The organism is Phyllobacterium sp. 22552, from assembly GCF_052044585.1.
GTDB lineage: Bacteria > Pseudomonadota > Alphaproteobacteria > Rhizobiales > Rhizobiaceae > Phyllobacterium > Phyllobacterium ifriqiyense.
Genome location: NZ_JBQENG010000006.1, coordinates 1 through 22273, shown reverse-complemented (window position 1 = coordinate 22273; position 22273 = coordinate 1). Strand labels below are relative to the sequence as shown.

Here is a 22273-nt window from a genome sequence, read left to right as displayed (position 1 = left end):
TGTCCTGATTCAAATTCGCTTTTCTTTTATATGGAGCGAACATTCTGACAAGCGGTTAATATATGGACTCTTCGATGATAGTCGATATTCATCATACCTATGCTAAGTCCGTTCCGGCTTTTCAAAATTTTTATTGGGGAGCGATGGACAATGACGCATGGCAGCGCTTGCAGCCGTGAACTATCGCGCTTATAGGGGGGACTTGATATGACATCAAAAACATCTCCTTTGCTTTTCCCCCATCGCCACTTGCTTGGCATCAAGGGCCTTTCCCCGCAAGATATCATCCATCTTCTCGATCTCGCCGACAGCGAAGTCGCCGTTTCGCGGCAATCGGAAAAGAAAAAGAGCGTCCTGCGGGGCCGCACACAGATCAATCTGTTCTTTGAAGCATCCACCCGCACGCAATCATCCTTTGAGCTTGCGGGCAAACGCCTTGGCGCTGATGTGATGAACATGTCGGTCGGCAATTCGTCGGTGAAAAAGGGCGAAACGCTGATTGATACAGCGATGACGCTCAATGCAATGCGCCCCGACATTCTTATCATCCGTCATGCGTCTGCCGGTGCCGCGGCGCTCCTTGCCCAAAAGGTAGGCTGCTCGGTGGTCAATGCCGGCGACGGAGCCCATGAACACCCGACGCAAGCCCTACTTGATGCGCTGACTATTCGCCGCGCCAAGGGCAAGGTCGCACGGTTGACGGTGGCGATCTGCGGTGACGTTCTTCATTCCCGGGTCGCGAGATCGAATATCATCCTGCTAAATGCGCTGGGTGCGCGGGTGCGCGTGATTGCGCCGTCCACCCTCTTGCCTGCCGGCATTGCCCATATGGGTGCAGAGGTCTTCCACAGCATGGAAGAAGGCCTGAAGGATGTGGACGTCATCATGATGCTGCGTTTGCAGCGCGAGCGTATGGCCGGCTCATTCGTCCCGTCCGTGCGCGAATATTTCCGCTATCACGGCCTTGATCGCGAGAAGCTCAAATATGCCAAGCCGGATGCGCTTGTCATGCATCCCGGCCCGATGAATCGCGGCGTCGAAATCGCTTCCGATGTTGCCGACGGCTCGCAAAGCGTCATTCAGGAACAGGTGGAGATGGGCGTTGCCGTTCGCATGGCGGTCATGGAAGCCCTGCTTGATCCACGCCGTAATCCGGAAGGAGTTGCCGGATGAACACCACGGTTCTTAACAATGCCCGCATTGTCGACCCCTCGCGCGGTCTCGACGAAATTGGCACGCTGATTATACAAGACGGAAAAATTGTTGCCAGCGGCGCCGATGTCCGCAATCAGGGTACACCTGAAGATGCGACCATCATTGATTGCCGTGGCAAGGCTGTGCTTCCGGGCCTCGTGGATGCGCGCGTTTTCATCGGTGAGCCCGGCGGCGAACACCGCGAGACTATCGCATCGGCAAGCCATGCAGCTGCGGCAGGCGGTGTTACCTCAATCATTATGATGCCGGACACCGATCCGGTCATCGATAATGTTGCACTGGTCGAGTTCGTCAAGCGTACCGCGCGCGACACGGCAGTCATCAATGTTTATCCGGCGGCGGCGGTCACCAAGGGCTTATCCGGCGAAGAAATGACCGAGATTGGTCTGCTGCGGGAGGCTGGCGCGGTGGCTATCACCGAAGGGCGCCATTCCATCGCCAACACGCAGTTGATGCGCCGCGCCCTCACCTATGCGCGGGATTTCGGTGTCGTCCTTGCCCATGAAACGCAGGATGCTCATCTGGGCGTCAATGGCGTTATGAATGAGGGCCTTTACGCCAGCTGGCTCGGCCTTTCCGGCACACCGCGCGAAGCCGAAGTCATTCCTCTAGAGCGGGACATGCGCCTTGCTGCCTTGACGAAGGGCGCCTATCACGCTGCACAGATTTCCACCGCCATGTCTGCAGAAGTCGTCAATCGTGCAAAACAGAACGGCTTGAATGTCACCTCTGCGGTGTCCATCAATCATCTTTCGCTCAATGAGAATGACATTGGCGAGTTCCGGACATTCTTCCGCCTGCAACCTCCTCTGCGTCTCGAAGAAGATCGCCTCGCCATGGTTGAAAGCCTGCGGGACGGAACGATCGACATTATCGTATCGGCACATGATCCGCAGGATGTCGACACGAAGCGCCTGCCTTTTGCCGATGCGGCAGCGGGTGCGATCGGTCTTGAAACCCTGCTCGGTGCAGCGCTGCGGCTTTATCACAATGGCGATGTTCCGCTTCTTCGCATCATTGAAGCATTGTCCACCGCCCCGGCCCGGATTTTCGGTCTGGAGGCGGGATCGCTTCGTCCGGGTTCGGTCGCGGATATGACCATAGTCGATCTTGACGAACCATGGATTGTCAGAGAAGAAGATTTGACGTCACGCTCCAAGAACAGCTGTTTTGAAGGCGCACGTTTTCAAGGCCGTGTTGTCCAGACATTTGTTGCTGGAAAGTCAGTTTTTTCCATCTAAAACCCGAGGGGATGGGTCATGTCGGATTTCTTCAATGCCGGAATTCCACTTTTACTCCTCTCATTGATTTTCGGTTACCTGCTGGGTTCGGTCCCCTTCGGGCTGATTCTGACACGCATGGCTGGTTTGGGTGATGTGCGCAGCATTGGCTCCGGCAATATCGGGGCGACCAATGTGCTTCGAACCGGCAATAAAAAGCTGGCCGCAGCGACGTTGATCCTTGATATGCTGAAGGGAACCGTTGCCGTGCTGGTTGCCGGTATTGCCGGTCCCGAGGCTGCAATCGCTGCTGGGCTCGGCGCTTTTCTTGGTCACATTTTTCCGGTCTGGCTGAAATTCAAAGGCGGCAAGGGCGTAGCCACATATCTTGGCGTATTGCTTGGACTGTTCTGGAAAGGTGCGCTTATCTTCGCCGCCGTCTGGCTGCTGATTGCCTTTGCCACCCGTTATTCGTCTCTTGCCGCTCTTGTAGCAGCCGTCGTCACTCCTATTGCCTTATACTTTATTGGTTATCATCAGATCGCATTTCTATTTCTCATTTTGACAATCATCGTATTCCTTAAACACCGAGCCAATATTCAGCGGCTTGTTTCGGGTACCGAAGGTAGAATCGGCTCCAAAAAATGAACGAAGAGAAGAAAGGCATTCGCCTTTCTGATGAGCAAAGGTTGAGCTGGGTTCGGCTCATCCGCAGCGAGAATGTGGGTCCGGCTACATTTCGTGAGCTGATAGCCCATTGCGGCTCTGCGTCGAACGCCATTGAGATGCTGCCTGATCTCGTTCGGCGTGGTGGCAGAGGAAAGCCCATCCGCGTCACCAGCAAAGAAGATGCCGAGCGGGAAATTCATGCCGCAGCCAAAATGGGCGCTTTCTTCATCGGCATCGGCGAACCCGATTATCCGCGTTACCTCAAACAATGCGACAATCCTCCGCCTCTAGTAGCAATAAAGGGAAATCCTGATGTTTTCCGTTTGCCGCCCGTGGCAATTGTCGGCGCACGAAATGCTTCATTGGTCGGAATCAAATTTGCCCGAACCATCGCTCGCGAGCTTGGTGAGGTTGGGTTTGCCACGATTTCCGGGCTTGCACGAGGTATCGATACCGCTGCCCATGAAGCAAGCCTGCATCACGGGACTGTCGCTGCTATGGCGGGCGGTCTTGATCACCCCTATCCCCCGGAAAATCTGGGATTATACAAGGCTATTCCCGAACATGGCGGTGCCGTCATCAGCGAAATGCCTTTGGGATGGGAGCCACGCGCCAGGGATTTTCCACGACGGAACAGAATAATCGCCGCTTTGTCTCTTGGCCTGGTCGTTGTGGAAGCAGCGGAGCGGTCAGGTTCGCTCATCAGTGCAAGACTGGCCGGTGAGCTTGGCAGACTGGTGTTCGCCGTGCCCGGATCGCCGCTCGATCCAAGAGCAAAAGGTACCAATGCACTGTTGAAAAACGGTGCGATTGTGACAACGGGCGCCGAAGATATCATCAGCGCTATTGTGCCGCTGATTGACCGTCCCACTCTCGACGAGACCGGCTTTCCTGCCCCTTCAGAAGATTGGATCTCGCCAGTGCCTCCCGATCAAACCGAGAGAGACCGGCTGTTTAATCTGCTGGGGCCGGTGCCGGTGGATATCGATGATTGGGATCCGAACCAGCCAGTTACATCCGTCAGTGGTAATGCTGATTTTGCTGGAACTTGATCTGGCCGGTCGACTACAGCGCCACTCAGGAGGTAACGTTTCTCTTGCGTGGGACTGACTTCACGCCCATTTGCTTGCGCAATTGGTCATTGCTCTCTATATACGCGATCTCGATCAAATAGCTTAACATATCCATATTGTTGGTTTTTGCCATTACACGTAATTCACCAAGCATTTGCTGAATAAATCTCGCGCTTTCGATTTCATTAATTTCCTTGCTGCTCATAAATGTTACCCTCAAATACAATTTAATATCTAAAATATATGTTATACGCGGCTAAGAGCATTCAAATTTAAGTTAATATAAGCTTCTGTTTTTAATGCTTTTTCCACGCAACCAAAAACAGTTGCATGAATCAGTTCTCCCTTTGCACCTGAATTCAAATTACCATTAATTGCACAAGACCGGCGAGCAACTCAGGGTTGTATTTCACGATTTTTCGCTTACAGACCTTGACGTTGTGTGTAAGCCTGTTCATTTCACAGGCCAATTCCGAACTGAAATTAGTGCTTTTGTAATCTGACAAGGGCAGGAAAGCTCAATTCTGCAATGAACGTTGTTGTCGTCGAATCGCCTGCCAAGGCCAAAACCATCAATAAATATCTCGGCTCGGGTTACACCGTCCTGGCTTCGTTTGGCCATGTCCGTGACCTGCCTGCCAAGGATGGGTCTGTGCGCCCGGATGATGATTTTTCCATGTCCTGGGAAGTGGATTCAGCCTCATCCAAGCGCCTTGGGGATATTGTAAAGGCTCTCAAAGACAGTGACGGCCTCATTCTCGCAACCGATCCGGATCGCGAGGGCGAAGCCATTTCGTGGCATGTGCTGGAGGTTTTGCAGCAGAAAAAGGCGATCGGCAAAAAGTCGGTCAAGCGTGTTGTATTCAACGCAATAACCAAGGGTGCCGTGCTTGAAGCCATGGCCAACCCGCGTGACATTGATATGCCGTTGGTTGACGCCTATTTGGCGCGCCGAGCGCTGGATTATCTGTTCGGCTTTACGCTTTCGCCCGTACTTTGGCGCAAATTACCCGGCGCTCGATCCGCTGGGCGTGTGCAATCGGTTGCATTGCGGCTTGTCGCGGATCGCGAAGCGGAAATCGAACGTTTTGTTCGCGAAGAATACTGGAACATCGCTGCGCTGCTCAAGACACCGCGCAATGATGGCTTTGAAGCGCGTCTGGTTTCCGTCGATGGCAAGAAGCTCGGCAAGCTGGACATAAAGAACGGCGAGCAGGCAGGCGAGATTCGCACCATGCTTGAAGGCGCAGCTTTCAAGGCGGCGTCTGTTGAAGCCAAGCCGATCAAGCGCAGCCCTGGACCTCCCTTTACCACATCCAGCTTGCAGCAGGCAGCATCGGGCCAACTCGGCTTCTCCGCTTCGCGTACCATGCAGATCGCGCAAAAGCTTTATGAAGGTATGGATCTTGGCAGTGAGACTGCCGGTCTGATCACCTATATGCGTACGGATGGCGTGCAGATGGCACCGGAGGCTGTCCAGGCAGCGCGCCAGACCATCGGCAAGGTATTCGGCGAGAAATATGTGCCGGAAAAGCCGCGCTTCTACTCGACTAAAGCCAAGAATGCGCAGGAAGCCCACGAAGCAATCCGCCCGACGGACTTCAACCGGCATCCAAAGGATATGCGCAAGTTTCTTGATGCGGATCAGGCCAAGCTTTACGAGCTGATCTGGAAACGTGCGATTGCCAGCCAAATGCAATCGGCTGATATTGAGCGGACCACTGTCGAAATCGATGCAAACAATGGAGCGCGATCGGCCCAGCTACGTGCCACCGGTTCTGTCGTTCGTTTCGACGGGTTCCTGGGTGCCTACACGGATCATCGCGAAGAAGAAGATGTTGATGAAGACGGCGCACGTCTTCCTGAGGTTCGCGCTGGCGAGGCTCTTGCCCGCGAAAAAATCAATGCCACACAGCATTCGACCGAACCGCCGCCTCGCTATTCGGAAGCCACGCTAATCAAGAAGATGGAAGAGCTCGGCATTGGCCGTCCCTCCACCTACGCCTCAACACTCGCGACATTGCGTGACCGCGAATATATAACGATCGAGAAAAGAAAACTCATTCCGGAAGCAAAGGGCCGTCTGGTCATCGCGTTTTTGGAAAGTTTCTTCCAGCGTTATGTCGAATATGATTTCACGGCGGACCTCGAAGAGAAGCTTGATGAGATTTCCGATGGCAAGCTCAAGTGGAAAGATGTCCTGCGCGCCTTCTGGACGGATTTCTTCGGTTCTGTCGATGGAATCAAGGAGCTGCGCGTAACCAATGTGCTCGACGCACTGAATGATCGCCTCGGACCGCTTGTGTTCCCTCCCCGTGAGGACGGTAGCGATCCGCGCATTTGTCAGGTCTGCGGTACGGGCAATCTGTCGCTGAAGCTTGGAAAATACGGCGCTTTCGTCGGTTGCTCGAACTATCCGGAATGCAAATTCACCCGTCAGCTGGGCGGTAGCGAGGCTGCAAGCGAAAATGGCAATGGCGGCGATGAGCCGAAACTGCTTGGTAAAGATCCTTATACGGATGAGGATATTACTGCCCGCAATGGCCGGTTTGGTCCTTATGTGCAACGCGGCGAAGGCAAGGAAGCCAAGCGCGCCAGCTTGCCAAAAGGCTGGACCTTCGATGCGCTCGACCATGAAAAGGCGCTGGCACTTCTGTCGTTGCCGCGCGATGTGGGCCAGCATCCTGAAACGCAAAAAATGATTTCGGCTGGTATTGGCCGTTATGGCCCCTATCTTACCCATGATGGCACTTATGCCAATCTGGAAAATGCCGATGAAGTTTTCACAATCGGTCTGAACCGGGCTGTGACAGTCATTGCGGAGAAGCAGGCCAAAGGTCCAGGACGTGGGCGGGGTACGCCAGCGGCTCTTAAAGAACTTGGCGAGCATCCCGATGGCGGCCCGATTACAGTTCGCGATGGCAAATATGGGCCTTACGTTAATTGGGGTAAGGTCAATGCCACGCTGCCCAAAGGCAAAGATCCGGCTGGCGTCAGCGTTGAGGAAGCGCTTGTATTGATTGCCGCAAAAGCTGGTTCGGCGCCGAAAAAGAAAGCGCCAGCCAAAAAAAAAGCGGCAAAAAAGCCCGCAGTCAAAAAGGCGGCTCCTAAAAAAGCCGCAGCGAAAAAAGCAAGTTAGGATAAAGAATTGGCACGCCGTATCTCTCCACCCAGCGGAAAAAAAAGGCCTGCCCATTCTGCCACTTCCGGCCTTATCAAGCCAGTTCGTGAAGCTCGCATGCCCAGCCGCGAGGAAATTCTCCAGTTCATCAAGGAGAATCCCGATCTGGCCGGAAAGCGGGATATCGCCAAGGCCTTCAATCTGAAGGGCGATGCCCGTATTGCTCTGAAAGATATTCTGCGCGATCTGGCTGGCGACGGTCTGGTTGAAAAACGTGCCAAGCGTCTCGCCGTGCCTGGAAGCCTGCCAAGTGTAGCTGTTCTTGACATTACCGGACGCGAAGGCGATGGCGGCTTGATAGCAAAACCAACCGAATGGGAAGCAACCCATGCGGACGAACGCCCGCCGGTCGTTTTCATCCGCGCCTCGCGCGGGCACAAAGGCCCTGCTGTCGGCGTTGGTGATCGCGTGCTTGCCCGTATCTTCCAAGGTGCTGATCCAAGCGGTCCAGCCTATACGGGCCGCGTCATCAAGAAGATTGAGCATCGCAAGGATGCCGTGCTTGGCGTTCTGCGCAAACTCGACAATGGCGAATGGCGTCTTGAACCTGTCGAACGTCGTCAGGCTGAACTTGCCATCGATCCGGCACAACTCGACAACGCCAAGGTTAATGATCTGGTCGAAGTCGAGGTCTCGAAGATAAGCCGCTACGGTCTTGTCCTTGGGCGCATTACCCAGATCATCGGTTCAGTTGCCAGTGAAAAAGCACTGTCCATGATCGCTATTCATGAGCATGAGATACCGCATGTCTTTCCTGACAGCGTTATGGCCGAAGCGGAAAAGGCGAAGCCCGCGACCATGGCCCACCGCGAGGACTGGCGCAATGTCCCGCTCGTCACCATCGATCCGGCCGATGCCAAGGATCATGATGATGCCGTATATGCGGAGCCCGATACGGACGAGAAGAATATCGGCGGATATATTGCGACCGTTGCCATTGCCGATGTTGCGGCCTATGTGACGCCGGACTCGCAGCTCGACCGGGAAGCATTGAAGCGGGGCAATTCTGTTTATTTCCCGGACCGGGTCGTGCCGATGCTCCCTGAGCGCATCTCCAACGATTTGTGTTCACTCAAAGAATTGGTGGATCGCCCCGCCCTGGCCGTTCGCATGATTTTCGACAGCGAGGGGCGTAAAATCTCGCATACATTCCATCGCATCATGATGCGCTCCCATGCGCGCCTGTCCTATCCGCAGGCGCAGGCTGCGATTGATGGCGCAACGGATGAGAAAACAGCGCCTATTCTTGATACGATTCTCAAGCCGCTTTGGGCTGCATATGCCGCTTTGAAACGTGGACGCGATGCGCGCGAGCCGCTCGAACTTGATTTGCCGGAAAAGAAGATTTTGCTGACGCCCGAAGGTGGTGTCGACAAGGTCATTATCCCGCCCCGCCTTGATGCGCACAAGCTCATCGAGGAATTCATGATCCAGGCGAATGTTGCTGCTGCCGAAACGTTGGAGCGCAAGAAACAGCCGCTCATCTTCCGGATTCACGACGCCCCATCTTTGGCAAAACAGGAAGGCCTGCGGGAATTCCTGCGCACGCTCGACATCTCGCTCGCTCGCGGCGCTGATATGCGTCCCAGCCACTTCAACAATATATTGAAGCGCGTTGATGGTTCTGAACAGCAGGACATGGTCAATCAGGTCGTGCTGCGGTCGCAATCGCAGGCCGAGTATAATCCAGCCAATATCGGGCATTTCGGCCTCAACCTGATGCGCTATGCGCACTTCACCTCGCCGATCCGCCGCTATGCCGACCTTATCGTGCATCGTGCGCTTATTTCAGCGTTAGGTTTAGGCCCCGATGGCATCACGCCCAAGGAGGAAGCCGCGCTAGCCGAGATTGCAGCGCTCATTTCCACCTCTGAACGACGCGCCATGGCAGCCGAACGGGCCACCGTGGACCGCCTGATAGCGCATCATCTTGCCGATAAGATCGGTGCGAGTTTCGAAGGCCGCGTGCAGGGTGTGACCAAAGCTGGTCTTTTTGTCTCACTTGCGACATATGGTGCCGATGGCTTCATCCCCATTTCAACTCTGGGTGATGACTACTATCATTATGACGAAACCAATCACGCGCTGTCCGGCGAACGCAGCGGCAAGGGATTTCGTCTCGGTGATAATGTCGAGGTACGTCTCGTGGAAGCCTTGCCCGTCGCCGGCGCGTTACGATTTGAAATGCTGACAGAGCCACACCCGGTTCCCAGCGGCGTGCGCTCGCATCACAAGGCGACACGCTCTGCACGCAACGGCCAGAAACGTTTTCCTGGCGGGTCGCGCGGCAAGCCGGGAGGCCGGAGAGGTCGAGGATGACAGAACAGCTTATTGGAAAAAGCATCGCACAGGCGAAACCGCATCGGCCTGTCGGTCAGGCCATGTGGCGCGGTTTTCTAGGCCGCTGCCCGCATTGCGGCCAAGGAAAACTCTTCCGAGCCTTCGTGAAATCAGTCGATAATTGTTCCGTATGCGGTGAAGATTATACGCATCATCAGGCCGATGATTTCCCCGCCTATATAACCATCACAATTGTCGGGCATATTGTGCTTGGCGGCTTTCTGGCGATGGAAACACTTGTCATATTGTCGAACTGGGCGCATCTGGCAATATGGGTACCGCTGACGATCATCATGTCGCTCGCGTTGCTCCAGCCGGTAAAAGGCGCGATTATAGGCTTGCAATGGGCAAATTACATGCACGGGTTTGGCGAGAGCAGCGATCCAAAATCATCGGAATAACAATTTAATGGCCGTGAATGAGCTGAGGAAGCCGGTTCTTGCACAACACGGCACCCTGAAGAAGCGGATACGCCCGCGCGATGCTGCTTCTCTTCTGATTGTCGACCGTTCCGGCGATGAGTTGCGCATTCTCATGGGAAAGCGTCACATGCGGCATGTCTTCATGCCAGGGAAATTTGTTTTTCCAGGTGGGCGGACAGAACCGGCCGATGGGCGCATGCAGGCAATCGCGGAATTGTCGGAGCAGGACAGGACCAAGCTTCTCGATGATATGGCGGGGCGTTCGAGCATCACGCGCTGCCGTGCGCTGGCTCTTTCGGCCATCCGCGAGACCTATGAAGAGGCCGGGCTGTTTCTTGGTCAAAGAACTGAGTTCTCGAATGTTTCCCATCCGGACTGGGCTGCTTTTGCCGAGCGCAATGTCATGCCAGACCTTTCCGCGCTTCGCTATTTTGCGCGAGCAATCACCCCGCCCGGCATGCCTCGCCGCTTCGACACGCGGTTTTTTCTGGCATTTCGCGAGGCCGTTGCCGATTCGCTTCCCGAACAAACCGGCCCCTCACAGGAACTCGAGGAACTGGCATGGCTTTCTTTTGCTGAAGCGCTGGAACTTGATATTCCGGACATCACCAGAATTATCATCCGCGAAGCGCAAGGTTTGCTTGAAGCAAATCCTTCTCTTGATCCCGGTAATCCTGTGATCCGTTACCGTTTAAAATACGGGCGATTCGTCCGCGAGGTTATTTGATCCATGGATGCACTTAATTCTGACCGCGTAAAAGTCGGTTCGTCCTGGCGCGCGCTTGTAGCGGCCATAGCAACGATCAGCGCTGTTGGTGTCGCCATCGGCCTCGGTATTCCGCTTCTTAGCGTGATCCTCGAAAACCGCGGCCATTCCGCCACGATGATTGGCCTGAACGCCGCTGTTGCGGGCATTGCCTCCATTGTGGCAGCTCCGTTCGCGGCTCCAATCGCTGCGCGATTCGGCGTCGTGCCCACTTTGCTGGTAATGCTACTTATGGGCGGCCTCGCCTTTTTTGGCTTTCATTTTTTCACCGATTTCTGGATGTGGGTGGTCTTGCGTGTGTTTTTGCACTTCGCACTGACCATGCTCTTCATCCTGTCTGAATACTGGATCAATGCTGCCGCTCCACCCGAAAGGCGCGGCTTGGTGCTCGGCATTTATGGAACAGTGCTTTCCATGGGCTTTGCGCTTGGGCCATGGCTGTTTGCGCAAATAGGCAGTGTGGGAATCACGCCTTTTGCAGTTGGCTTCGGCATTATTGTTGTAGCCATGCTGCCCGTGCTATTCGCATGGAAAGAGAGCCCTGATTTTCACGAAGAAGAACATGTTCCATTCGCCCCTTTCATCTGGGCAGTGCCAACTGCAACCGCTGCTGTCTTTGTTTTCGGTGCTGTCGAAACAGGCGGCTTCGCCTTGTTTCCGGTATTCGGCGCCCGCATCGGCTATAGTGAGGCCAATGCAGCCCTGCTTTTGACAACAATTGGGCTTGGTAACGTTTTGATGCAGATTCCGATTGGTCTGCTCAGCGATCACGTGAAAGACCGACGCAAGATCCTTTTAGCCTGCACGTTGATCGGGCTTCTCGGCATGGGGCTTTTGCCCTTTATCTACTATAGCTGGTATCTTGTCGCTGCCCTGTTGTTTGTGTGGGGCGGTGCCGTGGCCGGGCTCTACACGGTTGGCTTGGCACATCTTGGATCACAATTGACGGGACGTGAGTTGGCCTCCGCCAATGCAGCCTTTGTGTTTTGCTATGCAGTGGGCATGCTCGTTGGCCCGCAGGCAATCGGCATTGGCATGGACATGATGGGACCAAGCGGCTTCGCCGTTGCTCTGGCGCTGTTCTTTGCTGCTTATGCGCTATTGGTTGGCTCGCGACTCATCAGCCGAAAGGGTTGATTGTTATAACTGCAAGGTGCTGGGACTTTCTCTAAAAGTGCCATATATTGGTTATCGGAGCGAGAGGCGAGCTTTCGCCCGCCTCTCTTTTCCTTAGTGTTTGAATTGAACCCGGACGGTCATTGACCAGCTCGTCCGGGTTTTCTCACAATAAGGCTGATACAAAACGGCAGATACCGCATCGTTCAATTCCAAGTTTGAAGGCAAGGCTTGTTCCTGTTGTTGGAGAAGCCAATCTCCCCCAATGCACCGCTGGCCGAGTGCTTTCTGCTTTTGCCTTCAAAACCTGAAATTACTCGAGCTATTGATGACGTGGTTCTTCACGCTGAACAACAAACGCAGGGTTGAATGTGCCAGACACAAATCATCGCGCCGGTTGTCCATGCACTTGGTGACGCTTTAAAAATCGGGAGATCGCCAGCCAAGGGTTGACTTTTATCGAGGTTGGTTTATGTGTCCGACCAACTTTCCGCTTGATGCCACACTGCTGGACTTGAATAGCGGTCCTTCATACTCAGAACAGGTAGTTTTAAAATGGCTAAGGCTGCGAATATCAAGATCAAGCTTCTGTCGACCGCTGATACCGGTTTCTTTTACGTTACGAGCAAGAACAGCCGTACAAAGACGGAAAAGATGTCTTTCCGCAAGTACGACCCGGTCGCACGCAAGCACGTTGAATTCAAGGAAACCAAGATCAAGTAATCTTGCTTTCTTCAAACAAATCAGCCGCCTTCGGGCGGCTTTTTTGTTGTGGTATTTATTGCTGTTATATTTTGGAAAATGCATGGAAATCGATATTTTAACCGGTGATACGCTTCGTGAAGACGAAGTGGTTAGCATTTACAAAGCCAATAATTGGTCCTCCGCGCAAAAGCCGCAAACCTTGCTGGCAGCACTCAGTAACTCCCACACTCTCCTTACGGCACGTTCCAATAACCAGCTGCTGGGATTAGCCAATGCTATTTCTGATGGCCATCTGGTAGTCTATTTCCCCCATTTGATTGTGCACCCCGACTATCAGGGGATGGGCATCGGTCGGAAGTTGATGACAGCCATGCTGCAGCGATATGCTGATTTTCATCAAATTATGCTGACGGCAGATATTGGCGCTCTATCCTTTTACGAAACGCTTGGTTTCGTAAAAGCCGGCAAAACCGTTCCCATGTGGATCTATGCAGGCGACGACCACTAAGGCGCGGTCACGCGGCCGCAGACACGACCTTGTTGCGCCCCGATGATTTGGCTCCGTAAAGCGCATCATCGGCACGTTTCATCAGATTATGCACCGTGTCGCCCTCCTGCAGAACGCTTGCAATACCAATGCTGATTGTCACAGGTATGGCTGGGCCCATATTGTTGATCTGGAAAGGCGTCGATGCTACCTCGCGACGGATTCGCTCTGCGACGATGGAGGCCAGTGTCTGATCTGTATCTGGCATCACTATGAAGAATTCCTCGCCGCCATAGCGGCTGGCCAAATCGCTGCCGCGCACATTGCGACGCAGCCGCCTGGCAAATTCACGCAGAACCTCATCGCCGCCATCATGTCCGTATGTATCATTTATCAATTTGAAGCGATCAATATCAGTCATGAGAATCGATAGTGGACGACGACGCTCTACCGCGCGTTTGAACAGCGTTGCCAGATGAGTCTCGAGATAAAGCCGGTTGTGCAGGCCCGTCAGACTGTCAGTCACAGCCATTTCATAGGTTTTCACGACGCTGGCGCGCAGACCGTCATGATAGGCCTTACGGCGCAGCTGGGTGCGTAGACGCGCGAGAAGCTCGTTCGGATTGACCGGCCGCACCAAATAGTCGTTTATCCCTAGTTCTAAAGCCCGCCGGATCAATGGCTCTTCCCCCATATCCGCCACCAAGATGATCGGCAACGATCTGGTATTGTCCAGCGAGCGCAGCTGCGCGCAAATCCGCAATGGATCAAATGCGGCGAAGCTTGAAGAAATAATAAGGCAATCATGATTGCCTTGCACGGCCTTGAAGAAACCGGTTTGCGGATCACTCTCCACGTCGACCGAACATTCTTCGCCCAATACGCGTTTTATTTTTTCGGTGCTTTCCGGACGTTCATCAATCAACAGAACGCGTGCAAATTTCATCGCCTCGTGGACGCCAGTTGGCAGGCGCAGAATGGATTCGAGCCCCACATCACGGGTCGTTGCCACACGAAGACGCAGTTCATCCGTCAGGTTTTTCAACCGAACCAGGCTTTTGACGCGCGCCATAAGCTGGAGATCATCGACAGGCTTGGTCAGAAAATCATCAGCACCAAAATTCAAGCCGGTAATCCGGTTTGAATCCTGATCAAGCGCGGTCACGAGAATCACCGGGATGTGGGCCGTTGCCGCTCTCGATTTTAACCGGCGGCAAACTTCAAATCCGTCGAGACCGGGCATCATTACGTCAAGTAAAATGACATCGATATTGCCGTTTTCAGAAATCTCGAGCGCTTCATAACCATCGGTCGCCGTAACCACCTCATAATACTCGGCACGAAGCCGGGCTTCCAGAAGCTTTACATTGGCTGGAACGTCGTCAACGACAAGAATACGGGCCGTCATGTTCAATTCTCCCGACGTTCAAGCGTCGCCAAGGTAGGATTTGATTGTTTCGATGAATTTGGGAACTGAGATAGGTTTGGAGATGTAAGCTTCACACCCACCTTGGCGGATGCGCTCTTCGTCGCCCTTCATTGCAAAGGCCGTCACCGCGATGATGGGAATAACATGAAGGTCGTCATCGGCCTTCAACCACTTTGTGACCTCAAGACCCGACACTTCGGGAAGCTGTATATCCATGAGGATAAGGTCTGGACGATGCTCGCGAGCAAGGTCCAACGCTTCCAAGCCATTGCGTGTGCGTATGGTTTCATAACCACTGGCTTCAATAAGATCGCGGAAGAGCTTCATATTAAGCTCATTATCCTCGACGATCATGACTTTCTTTACCATCGGCAATTTCCTGTTGGTCACTCTCGAAGGATACGGTCCACGCCATGCAAACTCTTACGGCGAGACACACAATCCTACCTTTACCAGTTTCTGAAATAACGTCTGATGATTGATGAAAAGAAAACTCTGCCGTTTAATTCAGAAATGCTGCTGATCATGTTTAACCAAGCATTTATTCAACATGTTCTTTTGGATATGTTCAACTGCTATTAGGCTCAAGACTCATTAATCTGGTCTAAATGGATTGAAGCTTTTCATTTGGATAGCAGCGCCAAGGCTTGAGGTAATGTGGTTTATTTTCAAGACCTTCAACACAACTTATGGATGAAATATTCTAGATGCAGAAGATTGACTTGGATGGAGCACACGACCTTGCCATCAATTCGCTTGTGTTCATGTCGCAAGACAGCGAATTGTTCTCCCGTTTCTTGGCTTTGACCGGCATTACCGCCGATCAAATCCGCACGGCTGCACAAGAGCCGGGTTTTCTTGCGGGCGTGTTGCAATTCTATCTGGCGCATGAGCCGACGCTGATGCGTTACTGCACTGAGACCGAAACAGATCCAGCGCTGTTTCAGCAGGCGTTGCGCCTGTTGCCCGGCGGGCGTCAGGATGCCTACTGAAACGGTTGGTAAATCACTGAGGCTTGTTGCAACGCCTCCTACTGTTCGCTAAGGTCCAGACGTTCATTTTATGTTCCGGGCATCATGGCCAGTCTTAACAATCCGCAATTCGGTTTTTGCCGTGACTGCCTGGCCAATCAGGCGCACGAGGCCAAGCGTTGCCAATCATGCGGTAGCCCTCGCTTGCTTCGGCATCCCGAACTTTATCGTCTGGGCATCGCCCACGTGGACTGTGACGCCTTCTATGCGTCGGTTGAAAAACGCGACAACCCCGAACTGCGCAACAAACCTGTCATCATTGGAGGCGGAAAACGTGGCGTTGTTTCAACGGCTTGCTACATTGCCCGCATCCATGGTGTGAAGTCCGCCATGCCTATGTTCAAGGCGTTGGAAGCATGTCCGCACGCCATTGTCATCAAGCCGGATATGGAAAAATATGTCCGGGTCGGGCGCGAGATCAGGCAGATGATGCGCGACCTCACGCCTCTCGTCGAGCCCCTGTCCATCGATGAAGCTTTTCTCGATCTTTCCGGTACTGAACGGCTCCACCATGATCCTCCGGCGCGGGTCATGGCGCAATTTTCTAATCGGGTTGAACGTGAGTTGGGATTATCGGTTTCGGTCGGTCTTTCCTATTGCAAATTCCTCGCCAAGATCGCATCCGATTTCGAAAAACCGCGTGGCTTTTCTATTATCGGTGAAGAAGAGGCCCTCACCTTTTTGCGCGACAAGCCCGTGACAATGATCTGGGGTGTCGGCAAGGCTTTTGATGCAACCTTGGAGCGAGATGGCATTCGTACCATTGGTCAATTGCAAACCATGGAGCTTGGTCCCCTGATGCGCTCCTATGGCACCATGGGTCAGAGGCTGTACCGTTTGTCTCGCGGCATGGACACAAGACGGGTTGAGCCTGAAGGTGAAAGCAAGAGTGTTTCCGCAGAGACAACGTTCAATGAAGACATCTCGTCAATGGAAGAGCTCGTCGCCATTTTGCGGGCCCTGTCAGAGAAAGTATCCCGACGGTTAAAAGCAGCCGACATTGCTGGGCGAACCATCGTTCTCAAGTTGAAGTCACGCGACTTCAAATTGAAGACCCGTAATCGTCAGCTCGCCGATCCGACCCAGCTTGCCGACAGGATTTTTCGGACAGGTGTTTCGCTGCTTGAAAAGGAAATTGACGGCACCCGATATCGCTTGATCGGGATCGGAGTGAGCGATCTCACCGACGACGGCAGAGCCGACCCGCTCGATCTTGTTGATGTGCAGGCTACTAAACGCGCAGTTGCCGAAACTGCCATAGACAAGCTACGCGGGAAATTTGGCAATCAAGCCGTGGAAACAGGATATACATTCGGCAAGATAAAATCGCGCGCAAAAGAAGCGCCGGATGAAATAGATTAGCGGAAAAAAGGTGAGATAGTCTGAACTTTTGCTCAAAAATGCCAGAAAACAGGCGATTTTTGCTGAAAAAATTCAATCTGCAATTGCAATATAGTTGCGCTAAGTTGAATTCAACCCATTTCAACTTCGACAATGCCGGGAATAGCCTTCATGGCGCTCGCTATTTGCGGGCCTATCCGGTAGCGGTTAGGCAGTTCAATCTCAACTTCATTGGCACCGTTCTGCTTGATCAGAATAAGGCTGACAATCTGCCCGTCATTTTGCGGCGTCAGATAGGGCGTAATAGCCGCCAGAGGCTCGCTGGAGCGCATATATAGCCGCAACGCCTTCTGCATGCGTGTAGCTTCATCTTCAAGCGAATGTGCCGTCTGTATGCGCAGGCTAATGCCCTCAGGCCTGTCCTCTGCGCCAACTGTGATGACAACGGAACGGCCCGGTTCCAGCAAGTCGCGGAATTGCGCCAGCGCTTCTGAAAATAGGATCGCTTCAAATTGCCCTGAGGAATCAGAGAATTGGATGATTCCCATCTTGTTGCCAGTTTTGGTACGGCGTTCCTGCTTTGCGGTAATTGTACCTGCCAGCCGCCCGGCATTGGCACCTCGCTTTACAGCTGCTGAAAATTCAGACCAGGTTTGAACGCGCATTTTGTCGAGGATGGGTTGATATTCATCAAGAGGATGCGCGGAAAGATAAAAGCCCGCCGCTTCAAATTCCCGTCGCAGTTTTTCTGATGAAAGCCAAGGGCTTACCGACGGAAGCTGAATTGTTTGTGCAGTTGCTGCCATACCGCCGAAAATGTCCGTTTGACCGCTGACACTGTCTTCTTGTGTGCGTTGCGCATGACCAATTATACGATCCAGACCGGCGATAAGTGCTGGCCGCTCCCGTCCAAAACAGTCAAATGCGCCAACATTGATAAGGCTTTCGAACACCCGCCTGTTGACGACCCGCGGATCGATCCGCTCACAAAAATCTTCAAGGCTGGCATAAGGCGTCGATCCGCGCTTTTCGACAATATGATCGACAGCGGCTTCACCAACGCCTTTGATGGCGGCCAACGAGTAGTAGATGCGGTTTTCGCCAACTTCAAACAGCCGGTAGGACGTATTGACCGAAGGCGTGACAACCTCGATACCGAGTCGCACCGCTTCACGCCGGAAATCATTGAGCTTGTCCGTGTTCGACATATCGTAAGTCATTGACGCGGCGAGGAATTCAACCGGATAATGCGCCTTCATATAGGCGGTCTGGAACGATACGATAGCGTAAGCGGCCGCATGGGATTTATTGAAACCATAATCGGCAAACTTCGCCAGGAGGTCGAAAATAAAGTTGGCCTGCGGCTTTGTCACGCCCCGCTCAACGGCGCCATCAACAAAGCGAACTCGCTGCAAATCCATTTCAGAGCGGATTTTCTTACCCATGGCGCGCCGCAGAAGATCGGCTTCACCGAGCGTATAGCCCGACATTTCCTGCGCGATCTGCATCACCTGTTCCTGGTAGATGATGACGCCCTGCGTTTCCTTGACGAGATGGTCGATTTTGGGATGAATCGACGCCATTTCTTCATCGCCGTTTTTACGCGCATTGTAGGTCGGGATGTTTTCCATTGGACCTGGACGATAAAGCGCAACAAGCGCGATAATATCCTCGATCCGGTCAGGTTTCATACCAATCAGCGCCTTGCGCATGCCGGTACTTTCCACCTGAAACACGCCGACAGTCTCGCCGCGCGACAGCATCTCGTAAGTCGGTTTATCGTCGAAAGGCAGATTTGAGAGATCCACGATTATATCGCGGCGACGGACCAGATTCACCGCAGTTTGAAGAACTGTCAGCGTTTTCAGGCCGAGAAAGTCGAATTTGACCAGCCCGGCCTCTTCCACCATCTTCATGTTGAACTGCGTAACCGGCATATCGGAACGCGGATCCCGATACATTGGGACGAGTTCAGAAAGTGGGCGGTCACCAATGACGATACCGGCAGCATGCGTCGATGCGTGCCGGTAAAGGCCTTCAAGTTTCAAAGCAATATCAAGCAAACGCTCGACGACTGGCTCCTTATCGCGCTCTTCGCGAAGTCTTGGCTCGTCCTCGATAGCCTTTGAAAGCGTTACCGGGTTGGCGGGATTGGCAGGAACCATCTTTGTCAGGCGATCCACCTGACCGTATGGCATTTCAAGAACGCGCCCGACGTCACGCAAGACAGCGCGCGCCTGCAATGTTCCGAACGTTATGATTTGCGCTACCTGATCGCGCCCATATTTTGCCTGAACATAACGGATGACCTCGTCACGCCGTTCCTGACAGAAGTCGATGTCAAAGTCAGGCATAGAAACGCGGTCGGGATTGAGAAAGCGTTCGAATAGAAGTGAGAATCGCAGCGGATCGACATCCGTAATAGTCAGAGCGTAGGCAACAAGCGAGCCAGCACCAGAACCACGCCCCGGCCCAACAGGAATATCATGCGCCTTTGCCCATTTGATGAAGTCCGAAACGATAAGGAAGTACCCGGGATACTTCATTCGGGTAATGACGGAAATCTCATATTCGAGACGTTCGGCATATTCTTCCCGTGTATGGGCTCCCGCAAGCCCTACAGTCGCAATCCGCTGTTCAAGCCCTTCGCGGGCCTGGCGCGCAAGCTCTTCCGCCTCTGCTGCCAATGCAGCTTCAGGATCGGCGCTTTCTCCGGTAAAGCGCGGCAAAATCGGAGCGCGATTCTTCGGGTAGTACGAACAGCGCATGGCGATTTCGACAGTGTTTTCTACAGCCTCCGGCAAATCAGCGAAGAGCTCCACCATCTCATCTTCGCTCTTGAGATAGTGGTCCGGACTAAGGCGGCGCCTGTCGTCAATCGATAGCAGTGATCCGGATGCGATTGCCAGCAAGGCATCGTGGGCTTCATAGTCGGCACTCTTGGAGAAGAACACGTCGTTGGTGGCAACAAGAGGTAGTTCCAGCTCATAGGCCAGGTCCACCTGTGTCGCTTCCAACGCCTTGTCATAACCGCGATGGCGCTGCAACTCGACATAAAGTCTGTCGCCGAACAGTGATTTCAGCATCAAAAGCCGCTGGCGGGCACGATCAATCCGATCATCCTTGATTGCCTTGGCAATAGCACCCTCTGGTCCGCCGGATAGCATGATAATGCCATCCGTTTTTCCTGCCAGCCAGCTGGAAACTATGTGGACCGGATCACCAGAGGGAGTTTCAAGATAAGCCCGGCTGACAAGCCGAACGAGATTGGCATAGCCCTCTTCCGTCGCCGCCAGCAAAACCAGTGGCGCGAGCCCGAGCGCTTCACGCCGGTTTACATTGCGGCTCTCCTCGGTCTGGTCGTGAAATGCGATATCCATCTGACAGCCGATGATAGGCTGCAATCCGGCTTTTGAACCTTTCTGCGCAAACTCAAGAGCGCCGAAAAGATTGTTTGTGTCAGTAATTGCAATGGCGGGAGCCTTGCTGGCCACAGCAAGGTCGATCACCTTGGGAACCTGCAACGCGCCTTCAAGCAATGAATATGCGGAATGAACTCTCAGATGGACAAAGCGCAATGGGCGCTTGCCTGCATTGCTCATATTGCCGTGCCCATCTGCCACTTTTTATCTCCGATACTGAACGGAGAACCGATTCCACCGCGCGCATATAGTCCGATATGCGCGATGAGGTGTCTACTCAAATTGAACGTTTGGGCCGCGTGAACAGTGGATAGTCGGGGCTCGCTCAATCATCGCCGAAGGGATGTTTCTTCAGATGACGCTCACCCACATCGCGAATGTCGCAATGAAGAGACTGACGGTAACAAATGACATCACATCCTGGAAAAGTTCGCTCATCGGTAAAACCCTTCTTCGTTTGCACTATGTATATGTTTTGTTCCATTTTTGTTCTAAAGTCAAGCGCATCTGTGGCATGGTGAGTGCTATGGTTTTCAAATTGCTAATGAGAGGTAAATACTGCTGACTAATCAGAGATTGGTGATCTTGCCGTCTTTCAACGTAACACGTCGATCCATACGCCGGGCAAGTTCATGATTATGCGTAGCAATCATTGCCGACAGGCCGGATTGACGAACAAGCGCCTCCAGTGCTTCGAACACGTAAGATGAGGTAACGGGGTCGAGATTGCCCGTAGGCTCATCGGCGAGTAATACAAGCGGCGCGTTGGCCACAGCGCGGGCAATCGCCACTCTTTGCTGTTCACCGCCGGAAAGTTCGCTCGGGCGGTGAGCTGCCCTCGCCCCGACCTTCATATAGTCGAGCAGCTGCTGAGCACGTTCCGAGGCAACGCCGGGCTTCATGCCGCGAATCATCTGAGGCATCATCACATTCTCGAGAGCAGAAAATTCGGGCAGAAGATGGTGGAACTGATAAACAAATCCCACATCATTGCGACGGATGGCCGTCCGCTCTTCGTCCGACAAAGAACCGCAGGAGCGCCCGTCAAGAATCACATCGCCACTATCGGGCCGCTCAAGCAAACCGGCAGTGTGCAGCAATGTGGATTTCCCTGCACCCGAAGGCGCAACAAGCGCAACCATTTCTCCCTTGCCCAGAGAAAAACTGGCATTGTCGAGAATGATGAGTTCGCGGCCGATTTCATCATAGCGGCGACCGACATTCGTCAGCTGCAATATAGGCCCGGCCATTTTATTCGTACCTCAGAGCTTCAACGGGATCGAGTTTGGCTGCGCGCCAAGCGGGGAAAAGCGTCGCCAGAAATGACAGGACAAGCGCCATGAGAATTACAGTAAAGGTCTCGTTGAAGTCCATTTTGGCCGGAAGAGTACTTAGGAAATAGAGTTCAGGATTGAAGAGTGTCGTCCCGGAAAGCCAGGAGAAAAACTCCCTGATCCGCTCGACATTGAGGCAGACGACGACGCCAAGCACGACCCCGGCAATCGTGCCAGTCACGCCGATCGCTGCGCCAGTCATCAAGAATATGCGCAGGATGGAATTTCGCGTTGCACCCATGGTTCGAAGGATGGCGATATCGCGGCCCTTGTCTTTCACGAGCATGATGAGTCCCGATATGATGTTCAGCGCCGCGACGAGCACGATAAGCGTCAGAATCATGAACATAACATTGCGCTCAACTTGAAGTGCGGAAAAGAAAGTCTGGTTGCGTTGTCGCCAATCGGTCAACATGACAGAGCGCTGTGCCGCTTCTTCAATCGGCTTTTTCAGTGCATCAACATCATCCGGTCTGTCGGCAAATATTTCGATCGATTGAACCTTGTTGTCCTGATTGAAAT

General features: G+C 53.4%; 18 protein-coding genes and 1 pseudogene. 13 read left to right on the top strand and 6 right to left on the bottom strand.

Features of this window, described 5'->3' with window-relative positions:
* Positions 1-207: 207 nt before the first annotated feature.
* From ACTJI9_RS14740 to dprA, 4 genes and pseudogenes are all read left to right on the top strand, one after another.
* Entirely contained in the window at positions 208-1173 is a 966-nt protein-coding gene (locus ACTJI9_RS14740) for an aspartate carbamoyltransferase catalytic subunit (protein ID WP_307284723.1), read from the top strand.
* Positions 1170-2456: a dihydroorotase gene (locus ACTJI9_RS14735; RefSeq protein WP_354343589.1), complete on the top strand. Its 1287-nt coding sequence runs from the start codon at positions 1170-1172 to the stop codon at positions 2454-2456. Before ACTJI9_RS14740 ends, ACTJI9_RS14735 begins: the two co-directional genes overlap by 4 nt.
* A gap of 18 nt (positions 2457-2474) precedes the next feature.
* Positions 2475-3083 carry a glycerol-3-phosphate 1-O-acyltransferase PlsY gene (gene plsY / locus ACTJI9_RS14730; protein ID WP_307284717.1) on the top strand — a complete coding sequence of 203 codons (609 nt, stop codon included), beginning with the start codon at positions 2475-2477 and terminating at the stop codon, positions 3081-3083.
* Positions 3080-4214 (top strand): annotated as a pseudogene (gene dprA / locus ACTJI9_RS14725) (DNA-processing protein DprA). The gene plsY and the pseudogene dprA overlap by 4 nt, the downstream one beginning before the upstream one ends.
* On the opposite strand, the gene ACTJI9_RS14720 reads toward dprA, so the two are convergent.
* Positions 4182-4382, bottom strand: coding sequence for a hypothetical protein (locus ACTJI9_RS14720; protein WP_115053195.1), 201 nt, complete (start codon positions 4380-4382; stop codon positions 4182-4184). The pseudogene dprA and the gene ACTJI9_RS14720 sit on opposite strands and share 33 nt — an antisense overlap.
* A 324-nt stretch (positions 4383-4706) precedes the next feature.
* On the opposite strand from ACTJI9_RS14720, the gene topA reads away from it, so the two are divergent.
* The 7 genes from topA (at position 4707) to ACTJI9_RS14685 (ending at position 13215) form a co-directional block, all read left to right on the top strand.
* Positions 4707-7316 (top strand): type I DNA topoisomerase, encoded by a 2610-nt coding sequence (gene topA, locus ACTJI9_RS14715; protein WP_440808943.1) that lies wholly within the window; start codon positions 4707-4709, stop codon positions 7314-7316.
* A gap of 9 nt (positions 7317-7325) precedes the next feature.
* On the top strand, positions 7326-9677 hold the full coding sequence (gene rnr / locus ACTJI9_RS14710; RefSeq protein WP_440808941.1) for a ribonuclease R: 2352 nt from the start codon (positions 7326-7328) through the stop codon (positions 9675-9677).
* A complete protein-coding gene (locus ACTJI9_RS14705) occupies positions 9674-10099 on the top strand; it encodes a DUF983 domain-containing protein (protein WP_115053197.1) in 426 nt (141 codons plus the stop codon). The genes rnr and ACTJI9_RS14705 overlap by 4 nt, the downstream gene beginning before the upstream one ends.
* A 7-nt stretch (positions 10100-10106) precedes the next feature.
* A complete protein-coding gene (locus tag ACTJI9_RS14700) occupies positions 10107-10847 on the top strand; it encodes an NUDIX hydrolase (RefSeq protein ID WP_440808937.1) in 741 nt (246 codons plus the stop codon).
* Between the two features lie 3 nt (positions 10848-10850).
* Positions 10851-12023 (top strand): MFS transporter, encoded by a 1173-nt coding sequence (locus tag ACTJI9_RS14695; protein WP_440808934.1) that lies wholly within the window; start codon positions 10851-10853, stop codon positions 12021-12023.
* A 534-nt stretch (positions 12024-12557) separates the two neighbouring features.
* Positions 12558-12725: a 50S ribosomal protein L33 gene (gene rpmG, locus ACTJI9_RS14690; protein WP_008122896.1), complete on the top strand. Its 168-nt coding sequence runs from the start codon at positions 12558-12560 to the stop codon at positions 12723-12725.
* Positions 12726-12807: 82 nt separating this feature from the next.
* Entirely contained in the window at positions 12808-13215 is a 408-nt protein-coding gene (locus tag ACTJI9_RS14685; protein ID WP_440808931.1) for a GNAT family N-acetyltransferase, read from the top strand.
* A 7-nt stretch (positions 13216-13222) separates the two neighbouring features.
* On the opposite strand, the gene ACTJI9_RS14680 is transcribed toward ACTJI9_RS14685, so the two are convergent.
* Together ACTJI9_RS14680 and ACTJI9_RS14675 are read right to left on the bottom strand one after the other, a co-directional pair.
* Positions 13223-14602 (bottom strand): PleD family two-component system response regulator, encoded by a 1380-nt coding sequence (locus tag ACTJI9_RS14680; RefSeq protein ID WP_115053201.1) that lies wholly within the window; start codon positions 14600-14602, stop codon positions 13223-13225.
* Between the two features lie 18 nt (positions 14603-14620).
* A complete protein-coding gene (locus ACTJI9_RS14675; protein WP_008122893.1) occupies positions 14621-14992 on the bottom strand; it encodes a response regulator in 372 nt (123 codons plus the stop codon).
* A 338-nt stretch (positions 14993-15330) separates the two neighbouring features.
* Here ACTJI9_RS14675 and ACTJI9_RS14670 point away from each other — a divergent pair, with 338 nt between their 5' ends.
* Both ACTJI9_RS14670 and ACTJI9_RS14665 read left to right on the top strand, forming a co-directional pair.
* On the top strand, positions 15331-15615 hold the full coding sequence (locus ACTJI9_RS14670) for a DUF3572 domain-containing protein (RefSeq protein ID WP_440808926.1): 285 nt from the start codon (positions 15331-15333) through the stop codon (positions 15613-15615).
* Between the two features lie 84 nt (positions 15616-15699).
* Entirely contained in the window at positions 15700-17016 is a 1317-nt protein-coding gene (locus ACTJI9_RS14665; RefSeq protein ID WP_115053203.1) for a DNA polymerase IV, read from the top strand.
* 110 nt (positions 17017-17126) lie between these two features.
* On the opposite strand, the gene dnaE is transcribed toward ACTJI9_RS14665, so the two are convergent.
* From dnaE to ACTJI9_RS14650, 3 genes are all read right to left on the bottom strand, one after another.
* Positions 17127-20597 carry a DNA polymerase III subunit alpha gene (dnaE, locus tag ACTJI9_RS14660; RefSeq protein ID WP_115053319.1) on the bottom strand — a complete coding sequence of 1157 codons (3471 nt, stop codon included), beginning with the start codon at positions 20595-20597 and terminating at the stop codon, positions 17127-17129.
* Between the two features lie 389 nt (positions 20598-20986).
* The gene (locus tag ACTJI9_RS14655) at positions 20987-21667 is read right to left on the bottom strand and encodes an ABC transporter ATP-binding protein (protein ID WP_115053204.1); all 681 of its coding nucleotides are present in this window, start codon (positions 21665-21667) and stop codon (positions 20987-20989) included.
* 1 nt (position 21668) lies between these two features.
* The coding region (locus ACTJI9_RS14650; RefSeq protein WP_440808923.1) for an FtsX-like permease family protein at positions 21669-22273 on the bottom strand (605 nt) is incomplete at its 5' end.